The sequence below is a fragment of the uncultured Dokdonia sp. genome (assembly GCF_947492815.1).
Taxonomy (GTDB): domain Bacteria; phylum Bacteroidota; class Bacteroidia; order Flavobacteriales; family Flavobacteriaceae; genus Dokdonia.
The window spans coordinates 1-2,981 of the sequence record NZ_CANLOB010000061.1; the positions used below are offsets into that span (position 1 = coordinate 1).

Below are 2,981 nucleotides of genomic sequence, written 5' to 3' on the forward strand. Positions count from 1 at the left end.
TGCTCCTTAAAATGTAATCGACAACTCTTTTCATCTGTAAACTGTACGCCAAAAGAAAATATATTCATATTTAACCACCTTAAATTCAATAGAATATACGAAAATTAATTCACTTTAGGACTATTTACGGATATACAATTATTTTTTATATTTAAACCGCTATAAAAGAAAACATTGAATAATATGATAAACCTATTTATCAAATTATTATTCATAAAACACTCTAATTATATTTAATGTTAGATTATACACTATGTTTTAAACATAAATACTTTCTATATATTTTATTTTTTTGGGCTAACATTAGTATTGCACAAAATCAGCCGCATTTTAAAAACTTCACAGCTATTGATGGCCTGTCTAGTAATGAGGTCTATGATATCGCACAAGATGATGAAGGGTATTTGTGGTTTGCTACAGATAGAGGTTTAAGTAGATATGATGGTACTAGATTTGAACGATTTACAACTTCTGATGGTCTTCCAGATAATGTCATCTATAATTTTTTTGAGAGTCATGATGGTACGATCTGGTGTTCTACAAATAATAATACCATTTTTTATTTTAAAAATGCTCCTGAAGGATTTCATCAATATCGATATAATGATCTTATCAAAACTGCTTGGCCAAATACTCCAATTATAAATGATATCATACCTACTCAAGATGGAGATTTACTTATTAACTATACTGATCTCAAAGGGTATTTAAAAATTGATGCGTCAGGATCTGTACAAAACACACTTTATCGTCCTACATCTCCTGAGATTCTCCATTCTATAAATATTATGAAGAGTCCATCTAACTTCATGTTTATTGATAATTCATCAAAACAAAATAATGAGCGTAGCCTTATTAATACTCAATGGAATTCTCCTATCAAAGATTATACTTCTTCTTTTTACAGATTACTTGACTTCCCTACGCATCATGTTAAAATTACTTTCCATAGCTCTAATGCCTTTATTGTTGACACTAAAACAAATGAACCTAAAGAAATAAATATTGCACCAGATCTTGATAATATCCCTATCATATCTGGAAAGTATGATAACGATCATTTTTGGGCTGGATATCAATATGGTGGGGTTAAGATTTTTAATGTTCAAGGTGAAATAAAACAACACTTTTTAAAAGGTCAATCTGTAACAAAAGTATATAGAGATCATGAAGGAGGGTTATGGGCCTCTACACTAAACGCTGGTATTTTTTATGCTAAACAGCCATCTATAGATCATTATTTCTTTGATAGTTACCCCATAGATTTAACAAAAGACAGTAACAATCAACTTTTTGCTTCATTCCATAATGGGGAAATTTTAAAAAGAGAAAAGAATTCTTTTATTTCCCATTATACCCCTCAAGTAAAACTTCCTAATCATATTCAATATGATAAAAATAATAATAGATTATTATCTAATGATTATTTACACAGGTTAGGTTTTCATAAATCAAAAACAATATATATCAAAGGTCTTAGCGATGATGAAAACTCCACTATTATGTTTAATAAAAAAGCTTTTTTCACAAATGAGGACAACAATTTTTATACTAAAATAAAAGTACCATATCGAATTTTTGATGTCTCAAAAATGAATAATATTATATATATAGGTACTAATAATGGGCTATTAAAATACGAGAATGATAGTATATCTACTGTAAATGAAAAGTATTTAAATTATAAGTATCGTATTTCTGATATTGATTCTAAATTTCAAAACCTATATGTAGCAACTATGGGAGGAGGTATTACAATACAAAAGAAAGACACCATTTTCTCTATTACCCAAAAAGATGGTCTTATAAGTAACATTTGTACAGAATTATATATAGAAGATAAGTATACTATATGGGTAGGCACTAATTTGGGGTTACAAAAAATCACTCTATTTGGAAACAATAAATATGAAATAGAGACACTATCTGTACCAAAAGGACTTATGTGTTCAGAAATCACAGATATTGAAATAATTCAGGATACTATATGGATAGCATCAAAAGAAGGGGTATTCAGTGTTCCCCAAAAGGTAATTAATCAGTTACAAACAAAATATAAAAAATGGTTTCATATAGATGAAATCATCGTAGATGAAAAACCTATTTCTCTAGATAAAAGAATACTATTACCAAATACAACACATAATATTAAAATTCATTTTAAATCTATTTCCTTTAAGGAAGGGGCAGAAACATTATATAGGTATAAAATTCGAGATTCAGATACTGAATGGAATTATACTAAAAATAATACTATAGATATACTTAATATCACTCCTGGAGATTATCAAGTTTCAATTCAAATAAAAGCCGAAGACAATACTTGGGGGAATACTTTGTACAAACAAATTACTATAAGCCTTCCATATTGGAAATCATCGTGGTTTTTATTTATAATAGTTACTAGTATATCTATACTTCTATATTTAGCTTTTGTGTATCGTGTTTTAATATTTAATACAACGTACTTAAAAAAAATAGCAGCTGCACTCGTACATAGAATTAAAAAATCTCAAGACAACAAGCTTTATGTAATCATAAAACATGATGGAACAACCATAAAAGTAGCAACATCAGATATAGGTTATTTTAAATCTTCGAGAAATTATGTTGAAATTTATACTATTTCTAAAAAATATCTTGTCAGAAAAAAAATAGATGATTTTTACATGGATTTACCAGATTCTTATGAATTTATCAAAGTACATCGTTCTTATTATGTGCGTATAAATAAAGTAACTCAGAAAAATGGCCTTAAAGAAGTTATTGTATTCAATACTACAATTCCCGTAAGTAAGACGTACTCTGAAAATTTACAATTATTAACATTTTAAACATATATTCTTAATTACTTCACTGTTTCTCTTATTGAAGAGTATTTATATGATAGATTGTATAAATTTTATTGTATATCCGCTTAATGTCCATTAGCTGTAATACTAGCTATTACTAGCCTATCAAATATTTTTTCTCCGAAATAG

Annotated in this window: 1 protein-coding gene; it reads left to right on the forward strand. The window is 27.6% G+C overall.

Going from position 1 to position 2,981, the window contains the following annotated elements; translation table 11 throughout:
- The first annotated feature begins 236 nt into the window (after positions 1 to 236).
- On the forward strand, positions 237 to 2,834 hold the full coding sequence (locus Q1A01_RS23465; RefSeq protein ID WP_299685970.1) for a two-component regulator propeller domain-containing protein: 2,598 nt from the start codon (positions 237 to 239) through the stop codon (positions 2,832 to 2,834).
- Positions 2,835 to 2,981: the final 147 nt, after the last annotated feature.